We start from the raw sequence: 17,282 nt of genomic DNA on the forward strand, positions 1-17,282 counted from the left end.
GGTGGCGCGTTTACACCGATAACTTTCGCACGTCCAGTGTTTCGCTGAAAGTCCGCAGGGGACCTAGCGCGGCAACTGGCGCAAAGCGGTTTCCATCGCTTCGAGAAATCGACTGCGATCCCCCTTGGAAAACGGTCTTTGACCGCCGATCCCCTGCCCGTCCAGCCCGGCGCGCAGATCGGCCATGATGGCCCGGGTGGCGATCTGCCCGCCGATTCCGTCCATGGTGAAGCGGTCCCCGCGATGGCCCAGAACCGCTGCCCCCACCTTGAGGCAGCGCTCGGCCAACAGGATATCGGCAGTGATGACCAGCACACCGGGCCCCGATGCCTCGGCAATTGCATCATCCGCAGCGTCGAACCCGTCCGAGACGGTGAATTGCCGGATCAAAGGGTGATCGGGCAGCCGAAGCCCCTGGTTGGCAACGAAGACGATGGACTGCTGGTGGCGCAGCGCGACGCGAATCGCCTCTTGCTTGACCGGGCAGGCATCGGCATCGACCAGGATCATGGACGCTCGGCGGCCAAATCCCGCATTGCCCCCGATAACAGCGACGCTTCGCTGGCCATGCCGAGGAAATTCACACCCAGATCGACGGCCCATCTCCGCGCCTCCGGGGTTCCAAGAATAATGCCAGCGGCTTTGCCCTGCGCCCTGATCTTGGGGATAGCGCCCGCGATGGCCGCCCGCACCATGTCATGGTCGATCTCGTCGCGATGGCCCATATCGGCGGCCAGATCGGCAGGACCGATGAAGACGCCATCGACCCCGTCAACTGCGGCGATCTCGTCGACCACATCAATGGCGGCGCGGCTTTCGGCCTGCACGAGAATGCAGATTTCATCATTGGCGTCGGTGGTATAGTCGGCAACTGCCCCGAACCGCGCCGAACGGGTCACCGCCGCGCCCTGCCCCCGCACACCGTCGGGCGGATAGCGGCAGGCGCGCACAACGGCGCGCGCCTGTTCCGGCGTGTCGACCATCGGCACCAGAACGCTTTGCGCGCCCAGGTCCAGCACCTGTTTCAGCACCCAGTCCTCGGCCACCGGCACCCGCACGACCGCCTGCGCCGGGGTGGCGGCCAGCGCCATCAACTGCGCGCGAATGCCGACCGGGTCCCATGGGCTGTGCTCGCCGTCGATCAGGCACCAGTCGAAGCCGCTGTGACCGGCCGCTTCCGTCACAAGCGCCGATCCGAAGTTCAGCCAAAGCCCCTTCAGCAAACGTCCGTCGGACAGTGCGATCTTCAGATGGTTTGTCGGGGCGGGCATGGTGGACTCCTCCGTTAGGCGTTTGGCCTCTTTTTGGCCTGTCGCGGGCGCCGGGGAAACCTGTTTTGCGCAAGGCCCGCGCAGATTGCCGATCCGGGCCGCTGTCCTGCCGGGAAAGGTCCAAATCGGCCCTTTTCAATCACGGAAACCCGACATAACGTGTTGCCACAAGAACAAACAGTTCAATCAGGGAGAACATCATGAAAAAGCTTCTGCTGGCGTCTGCCGCGACACTGGCCATGACCGGCGCGTCTTTCGCCGACAGTCATGGCGGCGGCGGAGAAGTGAAGATCGGGGTCATCCTCGGCTTCACCGGACCCATCGAATCGCTGACCCCGCAAATGGCCCAAGGCGCCGAACTGGCGATGGCCGAAGTGACCGCGTCCGGCGGGCTGATGGGCGGCATGACCGTCACTTCGGTGCGCGCGGACTCCACCTGCATCGACTCCGCCGCCGCACAGGCCGCCGCGGAACGTCTAATCACCGCAGAGGGCGTGTCCGGCATCATGGGCGCCGACTGCTCGGGCGTGACCACGTCGATCCTGTCCAACGTCGCCGTGCCGAACGGCATGGTGATGATTTCGCCCTCGGCCACCTCGCCTGCGCTGACCTCGGTCGAAGACAACGGCCTTTTCTTCCGCACCTCGCCCTCTGACGCCCGTCAGGGCCAAGTCATGAGCGATGTGTTGATGGATCGCGGCATCGACACCGTGGCCGTGACCTACACCAACAACGACTATGGCCAAGGTCTGGCTGACAGCTTTGCCGCGGCCTTCGAAGCGGCCGGCGGCACCGTCACTCTCGTGGCAGCCCACGAAGACGGCCGCGCCGACTACTCGGCCGAAGTTGGCGCGCTGGCCTCTGCTGGCGGTCAGGCTCTGGTTGTGGCGGGCTATGTCGATCAAGGCGGCTCCGGCGTTGTTCAAGCGGCACTGGACACCGGCGCATTCGACACGTTCGTGTTCCCCGACGGCATGATCAGCCAGGCGCTGGTCGATAACTTCGGCACCGATATCGACGGGTCGTTCGGCCAGCACCCCGGCACCGACTCTGAAGGGGCGGCGTTGTTCCAGGAGATGGCCACCGAGGCCGGCTTCGACGGCACCTCGCCCTTCACCGGCGAAAGCTATGACGCGGCTGCGCTGATGCTGCTGGCGATGGCCGCGGCGGGGTCCACCGATCCGGGCGATTATGCAGGCCATATCATGGACGTCGCAAACGCCCCCGGCGAACTGATCCAGCCCGGCCAATTGGCCCATGCCCTTGAACTGATCGCTGCCGGTGAGGATGTCGATTACGAAGGTGCCACGGCTGTGGAACTGATCGAGCCGGGCGAATCCGCGGGCAACTACCGCGAGATCGAGATCGAAAACGGTGAAATCGTCACCGCGCAATATCGCTGATCCCCGGCAAAGGGATTGCACAGGGGCAGCCCGGTTCATCGCCGGGCTGCTTCGTTTACAGCATGTCGTGCAAAATTGGGAACCGGTATTGCGCTCCTTGGACATGCAAAATCAATAGGTTAGAGCGGGGCGCGGGATTGTGAATGATCGTGGCACGCTCTCAGGAGCCGATAAACAAAGAGAGTTCCGGCATGATCGACGTTCATGACCTTCATAAACATTTCGGCGGGTTTCATGCCGTGGACGGAGCGACGCTCAGCATCGAGGGCGGCTCAATCACCGGGTTGATCGGCCCAAACGGCGCCGGAAAAACAACCCTTTTCAATGTGATCGCTGGCGTTCTTCAACCCACCTCCGGGCATGTGACCATGGCTGGCGAGGACATCACCGGCTTGCCGCCGCATGAGCTGTTTCACAAGGGGCTGCTGCGCACCTTCCAGATCGCGCATGAATTCGGGTCGATGACCTGCCGGGAAAACCTGATGATGGTGCCGGGCGATCAGTCGGGCGAGAGCCTCTGGAACACGTGGTTTGGGCGCAAACGGATCGCCGACGAGGAACGCGCGCTGCGCGCCAAGGCCGACGAAGTGCTTGAATTCCTGACGATTTCTCACATCGCCGATCTCAAGGCAGGCGAGATTTCCGGTGGGCAAAAGAAGCTGTTGGAACTGGGCCGGACGATGATGGTGGATGCCAAGATCGTCTTCCTCGACGAGGTCGGCGCAGGCGTCAACCGGACCCTGCTGTATACCATTGCCGACGCCATCAAGCGGCTGAACACCGAGCGCGGATACACTTTTGTTGTCATCGAGCATGATATGGATTTCATTGAGAAAATTTGCGATCCGGTGATCTGCATGGCCGAGGGCAAGGTGCTGGCGCAGGGCACGTTGGCCGAGATCAAGGCCAATGAGCATGTGATCGAGGCCTACCTTGGCACCGGTCTGAAGAACAAGGAAACGGCATGATGGCGCGGGCCGAAAAAGGGGTATCGCCATGCGTGCACCCCCCGTACACCCCCTGTACACCCCCCGTACAGACAAACCGCCACCTTGCCGACAGGGCCATGGAGGGCGCGAAATGAGTGGAAACGCCTATCAGGATGACCGCGGCAACAAGGATGCCTCGATCACCAACCCCTCTGGCGTGGGCACGATGCAACCTGCCGAGGGGCTCGACAACAGCACCACCCCGGCCGAGGGCGCGCCTTACCTGATCGGCGAGGCGATGACCGGAGGCTACGGCAAGGGCGCCGATATTCTGCACGACTGCACCATCGCCGTCGAAAAGGGCCAGATCGCGGTGATTGTCGGCCCCAACGGCGCGGGCAAATCCACCGCCATGAAGGCAGTTTTCGGAATGCTGAACCTGCGCCAAGGCCGCGTGGTGCTGGATGGCGAAGACATCACCCACCTGACCCCGCAGGCACGCGTGGCCAAGGGCATGGGGTTCGTGCCCCAGACCTCGAATATCTTTACCTCGATGACCGTCGAGGAGAACCTCGAAATGGGGGCCTTTATCCGCCATGACGATTTCCGGGGCACGATGGAACAGGTCTATGAGCTGTTCCCGATCCTCAGGGAAAAACGCTATCAGGCCGCGGGCGAGTTGTCGGGCGGCCAGCGCCAGCAGGTGGCCGTGGGCCGGGCGCTGATGACGCAGCCCAAGCTGTTGATGCTGGACGAACCGACGGCTGGCGTCAGCCCGATTGTCATGGATGAACTATTTGATCGGATTATCGAAGTTGCCCGCACCGGGATCTCTATCCTGATGGTCGAGCAGAACGCTCGACAAGCCCTTGAAATTGCTGACAAGGGTTATGTCATGGTGCAGGGCCGCAATGCCTATACAGACACCGGCAAGGCCCTGTTGGCCGACCCCGAGGTCAGGAAGAGTTTTCTTGGAGGATAATGTTCATGACAAGATTTCTGACACTGAGCATCCTGCTGACCGGGCTGGCCGCCCCGGCATTGGCACAAGACCGCACATTCGCCTGCACCATGACCGAGGCCTGCCGCACGGATGGCGGCAACTGCCAGCCGGAAGACCTGACCTACAATTTCACCCTGAACCCGACCACGGGCGCGGGCGAGATGGAGCAGCGAGAGGGCAATTTCTTCGACGGTCATGTCTACGACAGCGATGGGGCGCTGCATTTCCTGTTCGTGAACGCGGCGGGCGCGGAACTGGCCACGATCAGCGAAGAAGGGCCGATTGTCTTTACCGGCAACATGGCCGTGGGCCGCGACATGCTGCATTACCGGCTGAACGGCACCTGCCGCGAGACCACCGGCGGCGCGGGCCGCAAGTGACCGGGCGCGGCAGCATAGATGGGCTTTGGCTGGCCCCGATGGTGGTGGCGGCGTTGGGCTGGTCCACCCCGCCCGGCATGGCCGCTGTCGCGGGGCCGCTTCTGTGCCTTCTCAGCCCGGCTTGCGGGGACATTCCCGGTTGCATCCCCGGCGCCTACACAATCGAAATCGCCCCGATCGACCACGAGGACGGACTGTGGTTCGGCTATGCGGGCACCAGCCTGCCGGCGGAAGAACTGCCGCCGGACGACACCGCCGCGCGCAGGTTCAGAACCATTGGCGGCGCGCAGCTTGAACTGCTGAGCGTCTTTGACGACGGCGCAGCGATCCACACCCGCAGCGTCGAGGTGCCGGGCCAAGGCCCGGTGGCGCTGACATCCCACGGACAATGCGAGACCCTGCTATGACCCTGACCGCCGGGCGCATCGCCCTATCCGCCTGTCTGGCCTTCGCGCCCCTGCCCGCCTTGGCGCAGGCCGAAACGGCGCAGGCCGAATTGTCCTGCACCATGGCCACGATCTGCATCGAGGCCGACCCTTGTCAGGACTGGGGGCAAGAGATCGCCGTCACCGAAACCGCCGAGGGCGACTGGCGCGTGGTCTGGGACCCGACGCTGCCTTCGGATTACGATCTGGTGGCAGACCTGCCCGCCCCCGAAGGATCGCTGGAGCCGACCCGCCTGCGGAGCCTTTTCCTGTCCAACCCCGACACGCAGGCGGTGCAACTGGTGACGCTGGCCGAAACCGGCAATATCGTCGTTACCCTGCACCAGCCGCAACTGCGCCCGCGCGCGGTGACCGGCTTTGGCCGCTGCGCCAGCGCCGTGCCGGACACCGAAGCCCCCGAGGTCAGCGAATGAGGGCGCTTGCGCCGATCCTGCTTGTGCTGGCGTCCCCGGCGCTGGCCGAGACCGGATTCCGGTGCAGCTTTACCGTGACATGTGCGGCCGCCGGGGACTGCGCCCCCGCCGACCTGCGCGCCGAGATCGGGCTGGATGAGGACGGATCGGCGCTGTTTTTCGCGGGCGATGCGGGCCCGGTGCCCGCGCTGCGGCTGGCGAGCGGGCCAGACGGCTTTGCCTATCGCCTCGACAATGGGGCGACCGGGCTGATCACCATTCATGCCGACGGCACCGCGCTGAGCAGCCGCCACGCCGACGGGGCGGCCGCGACGCTTTTCGGCACCTGCGAGGATGTGCCATGAGCCGCCTGCCCGCCCCTGCCCTGCTGGTCTGCGCGGCCACACCGACGGGCGCGACAAGCGGCCACCGTGGTGGTGGCCGCCTGCCCCTTTCCCGCCGTCATGCCAAGGCTTGTTTGGCCATGACGGTGCATAGCGCGGGCCAGACTCTGGTCTTCGAAACCTTTTCCGGCCGATGTGAGACGGAGGACTAATGGACCTAATCAACGCCATTGTCGTGCTCGCCAATTTCGTCATCGTGCCAGCCACCGCCTATGGCGCGCAGCTGGCCCTTGGGGCGCTTGGTGTGACGCTAATCTACGGGATCCTCAGGTTCTCGAACTTCGCCCACGGGGACACCATGGCCTTTGGCGCCATGGTGACGATCCTCGTGACATGGGCCTTGCAGGGCGCGGGCATCACGTTGGGGCCGCTGCCCACGGCGCTTTTGGCGCTGCCGGTGGGGATTGCGGCCACGGCGCTGCTGGTGATCGGGACCGACCGGGTGGTTTACCGGTTCTACCGACAGCAAAAGGCCAAGCCGGTGATCTACGTGATCGCCTCGTTGGGCGTGATGTTCATCATGAACGGGCTGGTGCGCTTTATCATCGGGGTGGGCGACCAGCGCTTTGCCGATGGCGAGCGCTTCATCATCTCGGCGCGGACCTTTCGGAGCATGACAGGGCTGGACGAGGCGCTGGCGATCCGCACCAGTCAAGGACTGACGCTGGTGATCGCGGTAATCGCGGTGGCGCTGTTGTTCTGGTTCCTCAACAAGACCCGCACAGGCAAATCCATGCGCGCCTTTTCCGATAACGAGGATCTGGCGCTGCTGTCGGGGATCAACCCCGAAAAGGTGGTGCTGGTGACATGGATCATCGTGGCGGCGCTGGCAACGACGGCGGGGGTGCTTTACGGTCTGGACAAGAGTTTCAAGCCCTTCACCTATTTCCAGTTGTTGCTGCCCATTTTCGCCTCGGCCATCGTCGGCGGGCTGGGCAATCCGCTTGGGGCCATCGCGGGCGGCTTCGTCATCGCCTTTTCCGAGATTTCGGTGACCTATGCATTTCGCCGCTTCGCCGCGCACCTGTTGCCCGAAAGCTGGCAGCCGGAGGGGTTGATGCAGCTTTTGTCCACTGACTACAAATTCGCCGTGAGCTTCGCGATCCTGTTGATCGTGCTGTTGTTCAAGCCCACGGGCCTGTTCAAGGGGAAATCGGTATGACGCGGATCGCACCCAGAAACCTGATCCTCTTCGGCCTTGTGGCGGTGCTGTATATCGCCACCGGGGTCATGCAGTCGTGGAACACCACGCTGACCATCCTGAACATGGGGCTGATTTCAGCCGTCATGGCGCTTGGGGTAAACATGCAATGGGGCTACGCCGGGCTGTTCAACGTCGGTATCCTCGGCTTTACCGCGCTTGGCGGGGTGGCGGCGGTGATCGTGTCCATGCCGCCGGTGCCCGAGGCGTGGGCGGCAGGTGGCCCGCGTATCCTGCTGGCGCTGCTGATCGGGGCGGCGACGATCTTCGCCGCCAGCCAGGCGTGGAAGCGGCTGCCAGCCGGGGTGCTGCGCGTGGCGGCGATGCTGGCCGTGCTGATCGGGGGCTTCATCCTCTACCGGGCGATCTTCGATCCTGCGCGTGACGCGGTGGAAAGCGTCAACCCGGCGCTGACCGGCTATCTCGGCGGGCTTGGCCTGCCGATCGTGCTGGCCTGGCCGGTGGGCGGGCTGTTCGCCGCCGGCGCCGCCTGGATCGTGGGCAAGACAGCGCTCGGCCTGCGGTCCGACTACCTGGCCATCGCCACGCTGGGGATTGCCGAGATCATTCTGGCCGTCCTGAAGAACGAGGACTGGATGGCGCGGGGCGTCAAGAACGTCACCGGCCTGCCCCGGCCCGTGCCCTATGAAATCGACCTGCAAAACGCCGACTGGTTCCTGTCGCTGTCGGATCGGTTGGGGGTGAGTGCCGTCACCTTTTCGTCGATTACCGTCAAGCTCAGCTATGCGGCGCTGTTCACCGTGGTGCTGCTGCTGCTGATATGGATGACGCAGATGGCGCTCAACTCGCCCTGGGGCCGGATGATGCGCGCGATCCGCGACAACGAGGTCAGTTCCGAGGCCATGGGCAAGGACGTGACCCGGCGGCATTTGCAGATCTTCATCCTCGGCTCTGCCGTCTGCGGGCTGGCGGGCGCGATGATGACCACGCTGGATGGCCAGCTTGTGCCCGGCACCTATAACCCGCTGCGGTTCACCTTCCTGATCTGGGTGATGGTGATCGTGGGCGGATCGGGAAACAACTGGGGCTCGGTGTTGGGGGGCTTCCTGATCTGGTGGTTGTGGATCATGGTCGAACCGATCGGGTTGTGGCTGATCCAGACACTGACTGCTGGCATGGCGGAGGATAACGCCCTGCGGGTTCACCTGATTGACTCGGCGGCGCATATGCGGCTGCTGACGATGGGGGTGTTCCTGCTGGTGATGCTGCGCTTCAACCCCAGGGGCCTGATCCCGGAGAGGTGAGCGGTCTCGGTTGTGCCGCTGGAAGAGCGTTTGAAAAGGGCCGGAAACGGCCCTTTTTCATGGTCCATCGACGCTGTCGCGCGCGGAGGTTACGGCAAATCCAGCCAGTCGCCCGCCCCGCCCGGCAATTGCGGACGAAAATAGACGATGGCACGTCCCTCCTCGGGCGCCTCTGCGCCTTCGGCCCACGGGGACACGCCATGCAGAACCAGCCGATGCAACAGCGTCGCCTCGCCGGGATCGGCGGGCAGGGCCACCCGGCGGCACCTCTGGAACACGTCACGGCGGGCGGCGTGGTAAGCGTCGGTCAGGTCAATCTCGGTCCACACCTCGACCGGGTGGGCGCGCAGCACGGCCCCGAGGCGCGCGCGGATAATGGCATGGCTGCCCTCCCACACCACCAGAGGCGCGGCCCCTGCCCCGCATCGGGTCAACGGCACGCCGAGAATCCAGCCATGCGGCTCTTTCAGATAGCGGCGGCGCTCTGGCCCCACGGGCAACAGTCCGTCGAGATGCGCCGCATCGCGGTCGCGCCGGTAACGGTGATTGGCATCGCTTTCCTGCGGGTCTTGCCGGGGATAGCCGGGATAGGTGACCGAGACCTGCCCGGTGTCGAGCGGCAGCCGCCCGGTGATCTGTTGTGCCGCATCGAGCGCCGCGCAGGCGAACGGCGGCGATCCGTTGATCCGGCCCGCGCCGTCATTGTCCAGCACGTTGACCCCGGCAAACCACGTGCCGCCATGGCGCAGCCACGCCGCGCGCAGTGCCGGGTCGCGGGCGGTGGCCAGCGCCGCCGGCGTTGCCTGCGCAAGCCAGTCTTGCAGCCGGGGGTCCGGCCCGAAGACCTGATACCCGGCGGCAAGCCAGCTCAAAACCCGAGCGCCTTTCGAAGCATGTTGAGTGCCATGATCATGATGAACCCGGCGAAGATCCGCTTCAGGGGTTTCGGGTCCATCGCATGGGCCAGTTTCACACCGATGGGGGCGGTGATCATGGTCATGGCGACGACGACCACGAAGGCCACCAGGTTGACCTGCCCGATCGTGTAGGGCGGACGCCCCGGACCGTCACCGCCGACCAGCAGAAAGCCGATCATCGAGGGCACCGCGATGATGACACCAAAGCCCGCCGCCGTGGCAACCGCGCGGTGGATGGGCCGGTTATAAAGCGTCATCAGCGGCACGCCGAAGCTGCCGCCGCCAATCCCCATCAACACCGAAAGAAACCCGATCAGGGGCGATACGACGGCCCGCGCCGCACCCTTGGGCATCTCGTCGCCAAGCCGCCAACTGGACCGTCCAAAGGCAAGATACAGGCCAACGCAAAGGCCAAGCACGCCGAAAATGCCCATCAAGACCTCGTTCTTGAGGCCCGAGGCCGCCACCACGCCAAGCGCCGCGCCAATGGCAATGCCGGGGCCCCATGTCTTGAGAATCGCCCAATCCACCGCGCCCTTGCGGTTATGCGCCAGAACCGAGCGGATGGAGGTGACGACGATGGTGGCAAGCGAGGTGGCCAGACAGATCTGCATCAGTTCGGGTGTGTCATAGCCGAGCGAGGAAAAGGCGAAGAAAAAGGCGGGAACGAGGATGATGCCGCCACCGACCCCGAGCAGCCCCGCAACCACACCGGCAAAGGCCCCTATGGCAAGGATAAGCCCCAGAAGCGGCAAGTATTGGGTGAAGTCGGCCATCGCATGTCCCCTCGCGTGTTTTGCGGCGACTTAACCAGAGCTTGCGGGGAATGGAAAGCGCCCTCAGGCGGCAAACTGGCCAACCGCCGCCAGCGCCCGCGCCACCACCTCGGGGCCCGCGCCGGGCTTGTGGGCTTCTTGCGACAGGATGCGTTTCCAGTGGCGCGCGCCGGGGCGGCCCGCGAAGAGGCCCAGCATATGCCGGGTGATCTGATTCAGCTTGCCGCCCGCGGCCAGATGCGCTTCGATATAGGGCAGCATGGCCTCGGCCACCTGATGCGCGGTCTTTGGCGGATGGGCCGCGCCGAACACCCTCTGGTCGGCATCGAGCAGCACATCGGCCGGGGTGTGATAGGCGGCGCGCCCGATCATTGCCCCGTCCATGCCGGCGGCGAGATGGGCCTCGACCTCATCAAGCGTGGCGATGCCGCCGTTCACTGACAGGTGCAGATGCGGAAATTCTGCCTTCATTCGATGCACCAGCGCGTAGTCGAGCGGCGGGATATCGCGATTTTCCTTGGGGCTGAGCCCTTGCAACCACGCCTTGCGCGCGTGGATGGAAAAACGGGTCACACCTGCCGCCGAGACCTGCCGCAGAAAGTCGGGCAGCACCTGCTCGGGGTTTTGGTCGTCCACTCCGATCCGGCATTTGACGGTCACTTCGACCGGGCTGGCGTCGATCATCGCCGCGACACACGCGGCCACAAGCGCGGGCCGTTCCATCAGCACGGCCCCGAAGAGGCCCGATTGCACCCGATCCGAGGGGCAGCCGACGTTGAGGTTGACCTCGTCATAACCATAACCCGCCGCAATCCGCGTGGCTTTGGCCAAATCCGCAGGATCAGAGCCGCCAAGCTGCAAGGCCACCGGATGTTCGGCAGGATGATAGGCCAGCAACCGGTCGCGGTCGCCATGCAGGATCGCAGGTGCCGTGACCATCTCGGAATAGAGCAAGGTCTGCGAGGTCATCTGCCGGTGAAAAAACCGGCAATGGCGATCGGTCCAATCCATCATAGGCGCGGAAGATAGGCGCGCTGCCGCGGTGGCTGCGTTGTCGGGCATTCAGAGTTCTCCTCAGGTGCGCCCACTACCAGAACGGACCCGCTGTGCACACCATACGCACACGGCGTCTGTCCCGCCACCCCACCCCGTACATAGACAGGAAGACGGCGGTGTTTGGGTGGGCTCGCTTCGAGAATGGGACGTCGTCGGACCCTCTTGCTTCAACAAATGTTGTAATGTGGGGCGTGTTCGACTATCCTTCATGGCATGCCCAGACTCTCGATCGATATCTCGCCGGAAGACCACCAGAAGCTCAAGGCCATCGCTGCTCTCAAGGGGCAGAGCATCAAGGACTATGTCCTGGGTCGGGCGCTTGGTGACGCCCCTACCCTTGCCGGGATGAGCGAGGACCAGGCTTTCATGGCGCTGGCCAACTTCCTGGAGCCGAGGATCAAGCAAGCACGGCGCGGCGAGCTTTCCGGCAAGTCCCTTGACGAGATCCGGCGCGAAGAACGCAAGCGCGCAGGGGTCTAGCCCGATCCATGCCGAGCTACGACCTTACGCTTGCGGCGGAAGAAGACCTTCGGGGTATATGGCGGTACACCTTTGAAACCTGGGGACCCCAACAAGCGGACAAGTACCTGGATCAGCTCGGGGACTGCTTCGACGCGATCGGGAGCAGACGAGCACCGTCACGATCATTACCGCAATTGCCTGACGAGATCTGCATCCATCGATGCCAGCGTCACTACATCTTCTGGACAGTCATCGACCGCCCCATCATCATCGCCGTCTTGCACGAGAAAATGGATGTCCTGCAGCGGCTGGCAAACCGGCTCTGATGGCCGGCCTGAGTGCTTGAATTCGGAAGCGCGGTCATGCCGAGCTGTACGGAGCCAAACTATAAAAGATGATCGATTTTAAATGACTTTGTCCGAAACGCGAAATAGGGCGCAGCGGTTTTACCGGACAAGAGAGCATCATCGAACGGCCAGCGTTCCGATTTTTTGCATGTCGTACGCACAGAACGCGCAGCTCCGGATACAGCGAGAGGTGCGGAATGCGATAAACGCATGATTAACCAGGGATTAACTGCATAACGGCAATCTGTCGAAGTTTTGCAAAACTGGTCTGGGGATCACCATGAACGAATTTCGCGGCGCAACGCTTCAGGAGGCCATTCACCAGGCGCTCCGATATCCAGCTTTGTCGACAAAGAAACTGGCCAAGGTGTCGGCGAAATTCGACTTTCCCGCCCGCATGCGCACGGGAAGTGTTCTGTTTGTCGGTGAAGGCAATCTGAGTTTTGCGCTAACGATGTCGCGCAAGCCGCGCGTTCCAACCTCCTCGATCCTGGCGACAGTGTTCGAGGCAGAGGAGGACCTGACGGACACGGCCTACGACAATGCGCGAAGACTTCTGAAGCTGGGATGCCGCGTCAAAACCGGCGTGGATGCCACACGGCTCTCCGACCCCATTGGGAAACGCCAGTTCCGAACGATCATCTTCCAGTTTCCAAACGTGGCCTCACGCGACCCAAGCTACGGGCAAAATCCAAATCATGTCCTGGTGACAAGGTTCCTCAAGAGCGCTCGGAACCATTTGAAACCGGGCGGCCTGGTCGTCATCTCGACCGTGGACAGCCCGTTCTACGAGGGCGCGTTCAAGATGGACGAGGCGGCGCGGAAGGCGGGTTTTGCGGCTCCGGCGATCTACACTTTCGACCCCAAAGACTACCCGGGATATACCCACCAGAACACGGCCAACGAGGAGTCCGCCGCCGATGGCCACACCGCCTTCGCAACTTTCGTTTTTTCCGGATGAGTGGCCCGACGGGCTGACCTATCTGGAAAACTACATCCCTGAGGATGAGGCCGACAGGCTTGTTCAGACAATCGACGCGGCCCCCTGGCGCACCGATCTGAAGCGACGGGTGCAGCACTACGGCTATCGTTACGACTACAAGGCGCGGCAGGCCCGGCGGGAAGATTACCTTGGGCCACTGCCAGACCTGTTCCAGCAGTTGGCGAAGCGATTGACCGATGAAGGTCATTTTCAAACCGTGCCTGAGCAGATGATTGTCAATGAGTACCAGCCGGGACAAGGAATCTCGGCTCACGTGGATTGCCAACCCTGCTTCGGGGAGACGATAGCATCCCTGAGCCTTCTCTCGGCATGCGTGATGCGGTTCGCCTCGCAGAAGTCTTCCCGGAAAATGGATCTTCTTCTCCGGCCCGACAGCCTGTTGGTTATGGCAGGCGAAGCCCGCCATGAATGGACGCATGCCATTCCGGCCAGAAAGACAGATCTTGTCAAAAGCCAGAGGTTCCAACGAACGCGGCGCATTTCGCTGACATTTCGGCAGATGAGATTTGAGAACTGATTTTCGCCGCCTTGAAAAAAAGGAGCGAAGAAAACGCGACGTAGCGCGATATCACGCGATCAAAACATGAACACACGCTGCACACGGTCACACACAACACATTGATATTCAGCGGAAATCGCCACCATCCATCATGGGCGCGACGGACAATCTGGCGTGGTGTTCTATCTGCATGGTTCGTGGATCTTCGAATTGTGCGCGGCGGCGGGGAGGTTCGCTGGACTGCGCCCTGATCGTCCCGAACGTGCCCGTTTCGGGCGTCTCATCGCACAAATCAGCCGGATATGGAAATGGCCGCCGTTTTCCGAGTGTCCCTGTGCGGTCGCCCCCCGACGGCATTGATGATGATGTGACCGCCCCGTTCCACTGAAAACGCTTGATGCAAAACGAAATCGGGCAAGGATTTTTTGAGATAGACAATTTGGTCAGGGTATTGGTTATTCCGGCGTCAATCTTCAGGCTCGCCGGGTGCGAGAGCACGACGACTCCGTCTCAGGGGATGTGCTGGCAGGATAGGACCGTTTCGCCGCCCGAGACGATCTGCCTGCCGTCTGTCAGATCTCTGGCCAGCCACGGCGCGCTGAGACGGTTCACCACAGACCGGTTTCCAAATGGTCCGGGCCAGCCCCCTGCGCCCGTTACCGCGCCAGAACCAGATCGACCCGCAGCCCGCCAAGATCCTCGCTCTCTGACAACCGCATGGTGCCGCCGTGCCCGCGAGCGATGTCATTGGCGATGGCCAGCCCCAGACCGACGCCACCGCCCCGGTTCTGGTTGCGCGACTCGTCGAGCCGGGCAAATGGCCGGACAGCACGCGCGCGGTCCTCGGGCGCGATGCCGGGGCCATCATCCTCGACCGTGAACCGCAGGGCGCGGTCCAGCACGGTCACGGTCAGCCGCGCGCGACTGCCATAGCGCAGGGCATTGGTCAGCAGGTTGGACACCGCACGGCGCACGGCGCCCCCGCGCAGCGCCACGCTCGGGGCCTCGTCCGGCAAAACCATTTCGACCGTGCCGCCCATGCGGCGCACATCCTCGACAACGCTGCGGGCGAGGTCCAGCACATCGAGCTGTTCGGGGTCATCCAACGCCTCGGACCGGGCAAAGGCAAGAAAGGTGTCGAGAAGCGACTCCATTTCGGACACGTCCCGCAACAGGTCTTCCGCTTCGGTCGGATCGTCCAGCATCGACAGGCCCAGCTTCATCCGGGTCAGCGGCGTGCGCAGATCGTGACTGACGCCCGACAACATCATTGTGCGCTGTTCGATCTGCCGTTCGATCCGGGCCCGCATATCCAGAAAGGCGCGCCCTGCCGCCCGCACCTCAAGCGCGCCAGACGGCTTGTAGGGCACCACCCGCCCCTTGCCGAAAGCCTCTGCCGCGCGGGCCAGCCGGCGAATGGGGCGCAACTGGTTGCGCAAGAAGATGAAGGCCACGGCGGTCATCAGGATACCGGTGAAAAACATGATGACGAAAAGCTGGTGCGGGTTCGAGGCAGAAACCCGCCGCCGGGCCGCCTCGATCCGCAGCGACCGCCCGCCCGCATCGAGGCCCAGAATGACCGCCCGCTCGTTTTCCGCCAGATCCACCCATGTCACATCCGGCAACATGCTGTGCAGCGTGCGCACGACAACCAGGCCCGACAGGTCGTACCACCGCCGCCGCTCGGTTTGCACCGCCGCCCAATCCGGCGGGTCGGCAAGGCTCACGTCGAGGTCCAGACGGTTGGCCAGCCGCAGCGCCGTCGCCAGGTCGGTCTCTTGCAGTTCCTGTTCCACCAATTGCAGGTCAAGCCCGAGCGCCGAGGTCAGTTGCAACGTGACATCCTCGAAATGGCGTTGCAGGAAGACCACTGACACGACAAGTTGCACCGTGACAATCGGCACGATCAGGATGAGTGCGGCGCGCCCGTAAAGCCCGCGCGGCATGAAGGTCTTGAGCCAGGTCCAACGCATACCCCATCTAACCCGCAGGGGAAGCCCGAGGAAAGAGAGATGACCATCCTTCAGCTAACCCCCGGCCTGCGCCGCCTGACCGCGCCAAACCCGTCGCCCATGACGCTGCACGGCACCAACACGTTCCTCATCGGCGAGACCGACATCGCAGTGATCGACCCCGGCCCGCAGAGCGAGCCGCATCTTCAGGCGATTCTGGACGCCGTGGGCCCGGGTCAACGGATTACCTGTATCCTTGTTACCCATTCCCATCTGGACCACTCGCCGCTGGCCCGGCCCCTCGCCACGGCCACCGGCGCCCCCGTTCTGGCGGCAGGCCCGAGCGATTGGGGCCGCTCGCCAAGGATGCAGGCGCTGGCAACCGAGGGGCTGATCGGCGGCGGAGAAGGTGTCGATGCGGCGTTCAACCCGGACCGCCTGTTGGCGGATGGCGAGATTGTGGAGGGCGACGGTTGGCGCATCGAGGCGATCCATACGCCCGGCCACATGGCCAACCACCTCGCCTTCGCGTGGAACCGCGCGGTGTTCGTCGGTGATCTTGTCATGGCGTGGGCGACCTCGCTGATCTCGCCCCCCGATGGCGACCTGACCGCGTTTCGCAAGTCCCTGCGACGCCTGATCGCGCGCGATGACCGCATCCATTACCCGGCCCATGGAGAGGCGATAATTGATCCGTCGGCGCGCTGTCAGCAGTTGCTGGACCACCGCGATGGACGCGAGGCACAGATTCTGAAGGCCCTTGCCAACGGGCCCGCCACCCCCTCCGCCCTGACGCGCCGGATCTACACCGACGTCGACCCTCGGCTTCTACCGATGGCAGAGCGCAATGTGCTCGCGCATCTCATTGATCTGGTTGAAAGAAACCTCGCGGAACCAGTAGACACGCTTTCCGCAACAGGCCCATTTCGCGCCCCGTAGAAGAAGTTGAACTTTTTGCGTCAAACCCTCTGGACGCCGGGAATCCAGATTGCTATATCGCCCCCAGTTCCGGCGTAGCTCAGCGGTAGAGCAGTTGACTGTTAATCAATTGGTCGTAGGTTCGATCCCTACCGCCGGAGCCATATATCTTGCCCCCATTGCTACCGCGTCGCGCAAGATGATTGTTATGTCCTGATTAAATCAGTGTCCAACCTGAAGCTTGCGCTTGAGCAATCTACCGACAAGGACCGACAACATCGCTGACCGGCCGGTCAAAATTCGGCCAAAGCGATGGAGACGGTCATGCCGCACCAGAAGATCACCCAGGGCCTCGTTGACGGCAGGATTTCACTCAGCGGTATCATGATACCGACCTTGCAAGGTTCAACCTGTCAGTGGGACGACGCAGCACAACCTACTATGCCGCTGGCGAAGCGGGCGGACGCTTCATCCGCGTGAAAACTAGCCGTGCCGACGTTACCAATGCGAACGGGGCGCGGGCACTGCCGAAGACGGGTGCGCGGCGCTGACCATTGCCTTGGCCTGCACAAGATCGGCTCAGCAAGGGGTCACCGTACAACCAAGCTATGTCGGCTAACCCTCTGGCCCCAGGGCAGAAAACCCACCCCTTTATCCG

General features: G+C 63.3%; 21 protein-coding genes and 1 tRNA gene. 16 read left to right on the forward strand and 6 right to left on the reverse strand.

The window, feature by feature from the left end; genetic code table 11:
• Positions 1-63: 63 nt before the first annotated feature.
• The gene (locus tag BKY27_RS04900) at positions 64-510 is read right to left on the reverse strand and encodes a YaiI/YqxD family protein (RefSeq protein WP_071673325.1); all 447 of its coding nucleotides are present in this window, start codon (positions 508-510) and stop codon (positions 64-66) included.
• Positions 507-1,271: an HpcH/HpaI aldolase family protein gene (locus tag BKY27_RS04905; protein WP_071673326.1), complete on the reverse strand. Its 765-nt coding sequence runs from the start codon at positions 1,269-1,271 to the stop codon at positions 507-509. The genes BKY27_RS04900 and BKY27_RS04905 overlap by 4 nt, the downstream gene beginning before the upstream one ends.
• 200 nt (positions 1,272-1,471) lie before the next feature.
• Here BKY27_RS04905 and BKY27_RS04910 point away from each other — a divergent pair, with 200 nt between their 5' ends.
• The 10 genes from BKY27_RS04910 (at position 1,472) to BKY27_RS04955 (ending at position 8,694) form a co-directional block, all read left to right on the forward strand.
• Positions 1,472-2,674 (forward strand): ABC transporter substrate-binding protein, encoded by a 1,203-nt coding sequence (locus BKY27_RS04910; protein WP_071673327.1) that lies wholly within the window; start codon positions 1,472-1,474, stop codon positions 2,672-2,674.
• Between the two features lie 191 nt (positions 2,675-2,865).
• Complete coding sequence (locus BKY27_RS04915; protein ID WP_071673328.1) at positions 2,866-3,642, forward strand: ABC transporter ATP-binding protein; 777 nt, start codon at positions 2,866-2,868, stop codon at positions 3,640-3,642.
• A gap of 112 nt (positions 3,643-3,754) precedes the next feature.
• Positions 3,755-4,585, forward strand: a complete 831-nt coding sequence (locus BKY27_RS04920; RefSeq protein WP_084667856.1) for an ABC transporter ATP-binding protein — start codon at positions 3,755-3,757, stop codon at positions 4,583-4,585.
• Between the two features lie 5 nt (positions 4,586-4,590).
• Positions 4,591-4,986 (forward strand): hypothetical protein, encoded by a 396-nt coding sequence (locus BKY27_RS04925; protein WP_146636175.1) that lies wholly within the window; start codon positions 4,591-4,593, stop codon positions 4,984-4,986.
• Positions 4,983-5,393 (forward strand): hypothetical protein, encoded by a 411-nt coding sequence (locus BKY27_RS04930; RefSeq protein ID WP_071673330.1) that lies wholly within the window; start codon positions 4,983-4,985, stop codon positions 5,391-5,393. Before BKY27_RS04925 ends, BKY27_RS04930 begins: the two co-directional genes overlap by 4 nt.
• Complete coding sequence (locus BKY27_RS04935; protein ID WP_071673331.1) at positions 5,390-5,845, forward strand: hypothetical protein; 456 nt, start codon at positions 5,390-5,392, stop codon at positions 5,843-5,845. Before BKY27_RS04930 ends, BKY27_RS04935 begins: the two co-directional genes overlap by 4 nt.
• Positions 5,842-6,189 carry a hypothetical protein gene (locus tag BKY27_RS04940; RefSeq protein ID WP_071673332.1) on the forward strand — a complete coding sequence of 116 codons (348 nt, stop codon included), beginning with the start codon at positions 5,842-5,844 and terminating at the stop codon, positions 6,187-6,189. The genes BKY27_RS04935 and BKY27_RS04940 overlap by 4 nt, the downstream gene beginning before the upstream one ends.
• Positions 6,186-6,380 carry a hypothetical protein gene (locus BKY27_RS04945; RefSeq protein WP_071673333.1) on the forward strand — a complete coding sequence of 65 codons (195 nt, stop codon included), beginning with the start codon at positions 6,186-6,188 and terminating at the stop codon, positions 6,378-6,380. The genes BKY27_RS04940 and BKY27_RS04945 overlap by 4 nt, the downstream gene beginning before the upstream one ends.
• Complete coding sequence (locus tag BKY27_RS04950) at positions 6,380-7,390, forward strand: branched-chain amino acid ABC transporter permease (protein WP_071673334.1); 1,011 nt, start codon at positions 6,380-6,382, stop codon at positions 7,388-7,390. The genes BKY27_RS04945 and BKY27_RS04950 overlap by 1 nt, the downstream gene beginning before the upstream one ends.
• Positions 7,387-8,694 carry a branched-chain amino acid ABC transporter permease gene (locus BKY27_RS04955; RefSeq protein ID WP_071673335.1) on the forward strand — a complete coding sequence of 436 codons (1,308 nt, stop codon included), beginning with the start codon at positions 7,387-7,389 and terminating at the stop codon, positions 8,692-8,694. Before BKY27_RS04950 ends, BKY27_RS04955 begins: the two co-directional genes overlap by 4 nt.
• A gap of 89 nt (positions 8,695-8,783) precedes the next feature.
• Here the strand turns inward: BKY27_RS04955 and BKY27_RS04960 are convergent, their stop codons facing one another.
• The 3 genes from BKY27_RS04960 to dusA form a co-directional block, all read right to left on the reverse strand.
• Positions 8,784-9,566 carry a hypothetical protein gene (locus BKY27_RS04960; protein ID WP_071673336.1) on the reverse strand — a complete coding sequence of 261 codons (783 nt, stop codon included), beginning with the start codon at positions 9,564-9,566 and terminating at the stop codon, positions 8,784-8,786.
• The gene (locus BKY27_RS04965; protein WP_071673337.1) at positions 9,563-10,387 is read right to left on the reverse strand and encodes a sulfite exporter TauE/SafE family protein; all 825 of its coding nucleotides are present in this window, start codon (positions 10,385-10,387) and stop codon (positions 9,563-9,565) included. The genes BKY27_RS04960 and BKY27_RS04965 overlap by 4 nt, the downstream gene beginning before the upstream one ends.
• A 63-nt stretch (positions 10,388-10,450) precedes the next feature.
• On the reverse strand, positions 10,451-11,449 hold the full coding sequence (gene dusA, locus BKY27_RS04970) for a tRNA dihydrouridine(20/20a) synthase DusA (RefSeq protein ID WP_071673338.1): 999 nt from the start codon (positions 11,447-11,449) through the stop codon (positions 10,451-10,453).
• A 207-nt stretch (positions 11,450-11,656) separates the two neighbouring features.
• On the opposite strand from dusA, the gene BKY27_RS04975 reads away from it, so the two are divergent.
• From BKY27_RS04975 to BKY27_RS04990, 4 genes are all read left to right on the forward strand, one after another.
• Positions 11,657-11,923, forward strand: a complete 267-nt coding sequence (locus BKY27_RS04975) for a hypothetical protein (RefSeq protein WP_071673339.1) — start codon at positions 11,657-11,659, stop codon at positions 11,921-11,923.
• Between the two features lie 8 nt (positions 11,924-11,931).
• Positions 11,932-12,231: a type II toxin-antitoxin system RelE/ParE family toxin gene (locus tag BKY27_RS04980; protein ID WP_071673340.1), complete on the forward strand. Its 300-nt coding sequence runs from the start codon at positions 11,932-11,934 to the stop codon at positions 12,229-12,231.
• Positions 12,232-12,532: 301 nt separating this feature from the next.
• The gene (locus BKY27_RS04985; RefSeq protein WP_071673341.1) at positions 12,533-13,213 is read left to right on the forward strand and encodes a Rossmann-like fold-containing protein; all 681 of its coding nucleotides are present in this window, start codon (positions 12,533-12,535) and stop codon (positions 13,211-13,213) included.
• Positions 13,173-13,772 carry an alpha-ketoglutarate-dependent dioxygenase AlkB gene (locus BKY27_RS04990; protein ID WP_071673342.1) on the forward strand — a complete coding sequence of 200 codons (600 nt, stop codon included), beginning with the start codon at positions 13,173-13,175 and terminating at the stop codon, positions 13,770-13,772. Before BKY27_RS04985 ends, BKY27_RS04990 begins: the two co-directional genes overlap by 41 nt.
• 638 nt (positions 13,773-14,410) lie before the next feature.
• Here the strand turns inward: BKY27_RS04990 and BKY27_RS04995 are convergent.
• The gene (locus tag BKY27_RS04995; RefSeq protein WP_071673343.1) at positions 14,411-15,727 is read right to left on the reverse strand and encodes an ATP-binding protein; all 1,317 of its coding nucleotides are present in this window, start codon (positions 15,725-15,727) and stop codon (positions 14,411-14,413) included.
• Positions 15,728-15,766: 39 nt separating this feature from the next.
• Between BKY27_RS04995 and BKY27_RS05000 the strand changes: the two genes are divergently transcribed.
• The gene (locus BKY27_RS05000) at positions 15,767-16,645 is read left to right on the forward strand and encodes an MBL fold metallo-hydrolase (RefSeq protein WP_071673344.1); all 879 of its coding nucleotides are present in this window, start codon (positions 15,767-15,769) and stop codon (positions 16,643-16,645) included.
• A 68-nt stretch (positions 16,646-16,713) separates the two neighbouring features.
• A tRNA-Asn gene (locus tag BKY27_RS05005) sits at positions 16,714-16,788 on the forward strand.
• Positions 16,789-17,282: the final 494 nt, after the last annotated feature.

It is taken from the genome of Nioella nitratireducens (assembly GCF_001879715.1).
In the GTDB taxonomy this organism is placed as follows: domain Bacteria; phylum Pseudomonadota; class Alphaproteobacteria; order Rhodobacterales; family Rhodobacteraceae; genus Nioella; species Nioella nitratireducens.